Source organism: Bradyrhizobium sp., assembly GCF_017881085.1.
Taxonomy (GTDB): domain Bacteria; phylum Pseudomonadota; class Alphaproteobacteria; order Rhizobiales; family Xanthobacteraceae; genus Bradyrhizobium.
In genome coordinates, this window is record NZ_JADGRI010000356.1 from 1 (window position 1) to 5,162 (window position 5,162).

A 5,162-nucleotide genomic window follows, 5' to 3' on the forward strand; every position below is an offset into this window, starting at 1 on the left:
TATCACGCCCATGGTTGTATCCCGAGCCCCCGGCGGCAATGTCGGAACAATTGCCGGCTATGGTCTTGCCGGAACCGGAAACACAGGAACAGCCGCTTTTGTCAACGGCGGAGACAAATTGTGCCAGCTAGCGGTGTAAAAGTGTACCAGTCTGGTTAAGAGAAAAGGGCTGCGAAGCCCTGGTTGATTGTCGTGCCGCGTTCTGTGAGCAGCGCGGAGCATTGCGGAGCGCGGCTCACAGCACGCGGCGTCGCATCAGATTTCTGTGGTGTTGGCTCCTTCCGTGGTTTTTTTCGTGATGGTGTTCAGCCCCGGACTCGCGCGGCGCTGAGTTCTTTTGCTGGTCGCGAGCCGGAAACTTTCACCGTTCATTTCCAGGATGTGGACATGATGCGTGAGACGATCGAGGAGCGCACCGGTCAATCGTTCCGAGCCGAAGACCGAGGTCCACTCATCGAAAGGCAGGTTGCTGGTGACGAGCGTGGTGCCACGTTCATACCGTTGGCTGAACACCTCGAAGAGCAGTTCCGAACCGACGGCGGTGAATGGCACGTAGCCCAGTTCATCGACGATCAGCAGCTTGACCGTGTTGAGGTGTTTCTGCAGCACCCGCAGTCGGCGTTCGTCGCGCGCTTCCATGAGTTCGTGCACGAGAGCGGCGGCCGTGGTGAAGGCGACGCTTTGGTTTTTCTGGCAGGCCGCCAGCCCCAATGCGAGCGCGATGTGGGTTTTGCCGGTGCCGGATGGTCCGAGCGCGATGCAGTTCTGCCGCTTCTCGATCCATTCGCAACGCGCCAATTCGAGAACCAGCGCCTTATTGAGTGACGGCTGGGCGGCGAAGTCGAATGTATCGAGGCTCTTGGTCTGTGGAAACCGCGCCGCTCGAATGCGGCGCTCGATGTTACGCCGCTCGCGGTCGATGCGCTCCAACTCGCACAGCCGCAGCAGATAGCGCGGGTAGTCGGCGCGATCCTGGGCCGCTTCCATCGCCACCTTCTCATACTCGCGCGCGAACGTGGGAAGCTTCAGCGCCTTGAGATGATTGCCGAGCAGCACCTGGGGCGGGACAGCGGTCAGTGTCGGGGTGTCAGGGGACATTGTCATGCCGGGACTCCCGCTGTCACCGACACGGAGCGTGAACTGGCGACGAGCCCGAGATAAGCCCGCGGATCCGTTGTTCCGACCGTCGCGGCCGGCAGGTAAGGATAGAATGTCAGATCGAGCCGGGCCGGCCGGTTCTCCAGTTTGGCCAGCAACAGCATCTTCACCGCGTCGAAGCTGATGGCACCGAGCCGCAAGGCCTCAGTGACGGCCTGTTCGACCTCGTGCTGACGGAAATCCTCCATCAGGCGCAGGACCTGAATGAACTCGCGCCGTCCAGCGTTCCCCATCCGGGTTTCCATCAGCCGTCGCAGCCGATGGATACATTCGGCGAGTACCCAACCGTCCAGGGGCGCCGCCTGATCGAGCGCCTTACTCTTGTGTTCCAGCAGCGACAGATAATGCAGCGGATTGTAGATAAAGTCGGCCGTCTCATAACTACGAATATGGCTAGCGACCGTCTCGCCGCGGCAGGCGATCTCGACACGGCCAACATAGCCCTTCGCCAGAACCTCCTGATGACCGTAGCGTGTCGGTACCGAGTAATCGTTGTTCCTGTAACGCACGAGCGACAGCGAGGAGACGCGGGTGGCCACCTTGTGACAGGCATCGTAGGGCGCCGGCGGCAACGGCATGAACGCGGCCAGGTCCGCCCGCATGCGTTCGGTGATCGTGCTGGTATGTCCACGCAGGATCGCCTGGCCTCGCCGGGTGCAGGCACGCGCGAACCGGGCGTTCAGGGCGTCGAAGCTGTCCTCGACGGGCAGAGGCGTCATGAAATTGCGCCGGACGTAGCCCACCAGCCCCTCCACCTTGCCTTTGTCGTTGCCTTTGCCAGGGCGGCCAAACCGGTCGTTGAACAGATAATGGCTCTGCAGCTCTGAGAACATGTGCGAGCGCAGGCGCTCTCCGCCCTTCACGATCCGGGCTACCGCCAGACGGGTGTTGTCATATAAGATCGACTGCGGCACGCCGCCAAAAAAGGCGAACGCCGCGACGTGACCGTCGCAGAAAGCTTCCGCCGTCTCAGCCGGATACGCCTTGACAAAGCAGCCGTCCGAATGCGGCAGGTCCATGCAAAAATAATGGAACCGGACCTTCTTGCCCGCGATGAAGCCATCCGCCTCTCCAAAATCCGCCTGGGCGTGACCAGGACGATGGCTCAGCGGCACGAACATCTCACGGCATCGCGACGTTGCCTCCGCCACATACTCGCGCACGATCGTGTAGCCGCCGGAAAATCCCCGTTCATCCCGGAGACGTTCGAAAATCCGTTGCGCGGTGTGGCGCTGCTTTCTGTGCACGCCACGATCCACTTCGAGGATGGCGTCGATCCACGCCATCTGCGGGCCGAGCTTCTTCGAGGCCGGACGATCGCGCCGCCGGTAGCCGGGCGGAACTGAATATTGAAGCATCTTCGTGATCGTGTTCCGGTGAACGCCAAACCGAACCGCCGCCTCACGTCGGCTCACCCCGTCCACCATCACCGCACGCCGGATCCTGGCATAGAGTTCCACTGTGAACATCCTTCCAGCCCCTCCATGCCCGGCTTGGACATCGGAAAGACCTATCAGGACCGGTACACTTTGGCGCCGCCCGTAAGGGCAGCATCACCACCGGTTCAGTGGTACAATTTGCGGCCGCTGTTTATAATTCCCGGTTTCCAGGATGTCGCAGTGATGGGTGATGCGATCGAGCAAGGCCGTGGTCATCTTGGCATCGCCAAACACTCCCACCCATTCGGCGAAGGACAGGTTGGTGGTGACGACCAGCGAGGTTTTCTCGTAGAGCTGGCTGATCAGATGGAACAGCAGCGCGCCGCCTGAGGCCGGGAACGGCAGATACCCGAGTTCATCCAGGATCACGGCATCGGTCTGGACCAGCTGCCGGGCCAGGTTTCCGGCTTTTCCTTGCTGCTTTTCCTTCTCCAGCTGATTCACCAGATCGACCGCGTTGTAAAATCGGACACGCTTGCCGCGATGGATGGCGGCCACGCCCAGTGCTGTCGCCAGATGCGTTTTTCCCGTCCCGGTTCCACCCACCAGGATCAGGTTATGCGCCGTTTCCATGAAGGCCGCGCTCGCCAGTTGTTCGATTTGCGCGTGTGGCACCGGCGTTTCCGCCCAATCGATCCCCGTCAGGTCCCGATGCACCGGGAAGCGGGCGGCCTTCAACTGGTAACGCAGACTGCGCACCTGACGATCGGCGAGTTCGGCCTCGATCAGCCGATCAAGCCAGATCTCGGGCTGCACGGGCCGCCGCGGTCCCTCGGCCAGCAGCTCATTCCAGGCAGCCGCCATTCCATACAGGTGCAGTGCACTGAGTTGAGCCTGCCGATCGATGCCAGAACGTTCAATGGAGGACATGGCTCACCTCGCGCAAATGGTCGTAACGGCCGCAATCGGCCAGCGGTTCGCGCTGAAGCTTCAGCATGTCGGGGATGTTCAACACCACCGGCGGCGCGGGTGAGGTCAGCCGCCGCATCTCGTTCATGACCACGGCGGCGGTGACGACATTGCCCTCCAGCACCAGTTCACAGGCGACCTGCAGCGCTTCCAGACCCTCCTCACGCGCCATGATCAACAGCTCGACGAAGCCCCGGTCACCCCTCGGCTGTTTGAGAATGCGATCACGCACCAGCTGAATGGCGATCGGCAGATCCCATTCCCGGAACGGCGCGCCATTGCGCAACGCACCGGGTTTTCGTTCCAGCAGCGGCAAATAATGCCATGGGTCGAAGACCAGAATATCCCGCCCAAACCGGCGCACATGCTCGGCGATCACCGCGCCATCGGCGACGATGCGCACACCGGTCGCGGTGCTTCGCAGTGAGACCGCGCGTCCGGCATATTCAGCCGGAACGCTGTAGCGATTGCGGTCCAACATCACGAGGCAGGTGCTGGACACCCGGACCATGTGCTCCACATATCCATCGAAGGCCGCGCGGATGGTCCGCAAGGAAAGTTGCTCTTGGGTAAAGCAGTCCGCGATGGACCGTTCCGGGGTCACCGGATGCCTCCGTGCCGCCAGTTCCCGGCAGCGTATCGCCAGCCACTCGTTCAACGCCTCGAAGCTGACGAACCGCGCCAGCGGCGTGAACAGCCATTCGCGAATATTGCCAACCTGGTTTTCGACCTGTCCCTTTTCCCAACCCGAGGCAGGGGTGCAGGCGACGGGTTCGAACAGATAATGATTGGCCAGGACCATGAAGCGGCGATTGAACAACCGTTCCTTGCCGGTGAAGATCGTCTCAACCACGGCCTTCAGATTATCGTAGACCATGCGTTCGGGCACACCGCCGAAGAACTCAAACGCGCGGTTGTGCGCGTCGAACACCATCTCCTGGGTTTCTCTGGGGTAGGCCACGACGAACATCTGCCGGCTGAACGTCAGCCGGAAATGCGCAACCTTGATCGTCTGCATGACGCCGTTGATCTCGACATGCTCATGGCTCCAATCGAACTGACAGACCTCTCCTGGCGCGAAGGCCAGGGGAACGAAGGCATGCGCCAGCGATGGGCCGGATTTGGCGGCCTTCCAGCGCCGGACGAAGCGCTGAACGCTGTCGTAGGCGCCCCGATATCCCTCGACCTGCAACCCCTCGAACAATCGGCGTGCGGTGCGGCGCTGAGCCTTCGGGAGCAGGCGTTCGGTCCGGAGCCAGTTCTCAAGCGTCTCCTGGAATGCGCCGAGCCTGGGTGTGGGCTGTTTTTCCCGGCGATAGACCGGTTCACGCTGGGTCCGGCAATGTTTGCGGACCGTGGGGCGGGATAACCGCAGGTCACGCGCGATCGAACTGATGCTCTCCTTGCTGACCAAATGACGGCGGCGGATTTCGGCGATCATATCCATGAGCAACACCCCAGATTCTCCAGCGGAAAAGCCGGATCATCGCATGGACCAGGGTGGAAACTTTTGGGCGCTGTTTACCCCTGGAATCTGGAAAGGTTTGCACGCTGTTTTACACCGCAAACATTCGCCGCGCTCAGCCAGACCGCGCATTTTCGACGGGGCTGCCGAGGCCAAATTGATCGCCCTGGCCTGTTCCAAACCGCCAAAGG

General features: G+C 61.4%; 5 protein-coding genes. 1 reads left to right on the top strand and 4 read right to left on the bottom strand.

Annotation, left to right across the window (positions count from 1 at the left end):
• Positions 1–255: 255 nt before the first annotated feature.
• The 4 genes from istB (QZ213_RS24285) to istA (QZ213_RS24300) all read right to left on the bottom strand — a co-directional run bounded on the left by istB (QZ213_RS24285) (position 256) and on the right by istA (QZ213_RS24300) (position 4,962).
• Positions 256–1,077 (bottom strand): IS21-like element helper ATPase IstB, encoded by an 822-nt coding sequence (gene istB, locus QZ213_RS24285; RefSeq protein WP_291688622.1) that lies wholly within the window; start codon positions 1,075–1,077, stop codon positions 256–258.
• A 23-nt stretch (positions 1,078–1,100) separates the two neighbouring features.
• The gene (istA, locus tag QZ213_RS24290) at positions 1,101–2,627 is read right to left on the bottom strand and encodes an IS21 family transposase (protein WP_291688618.1); all 1,527 of its coding nucleotides are present in this window, start codon (positions 2,625–2,627) and stop codon (positions 1,101–1,103) included.
• Between the two features lie 84 nt (positions 2,628–2,711).
• Entirely contained in the window at positions 2,712–3,467 is a 756-nt protein-coding gene (istB, locus tag QZ213_RS24295) for an IS21-like element helper ATPase IstB (RefSeq protein WP_291688619.1), read from the bottom strand.
• Positions 3,454–4,962, bottom strand: a complete 1,509-nt coding sequence (gene istA / locus QZ213_RS24300) for an IS21 family transposase (RefSeq protein ID WP_291688620.1) — start codon at positions 4,960–4,962, stop codon at positions 3,454–3,456. Before istA (QZ213_RS24300) ends, istB (QZ213_RS24295) begins: the two co-directional genes overlap by 14 nt.
• Here istA (QZ213_RS24300) and QZ213_RS24305 point away from each other — a divergent pair.
• Positions 4,952–5,162 (top strand): hypothetical protein (locus QZ213_RS24305; protein ID WP_291688621.1); only part of this gene is annotated, 211 nt, incomplete at its 3' end. The two genes, istA (QZ213_RS24300) and QZ213_RS24305, sit on opposite strands and share 11 nt — an antisense overlap.

What these genes read in the sequence shown, in the direction of transcription:
- istA (WP_291688618.1), bottom strand. Translation starts at nt 2,627, where the DNA reads ATGTTCACAGTGGAACTCTATGCCAGGATCCGGCGTGCGGTGATGGTG.
- istB (WP_291688619.1), bottom strand. Translation starts at nt 3,467, where the DNA reads ATGTCCTCCATTGAACGTTCTGGCATCGATCGGCAGGCTCAACTCAGT.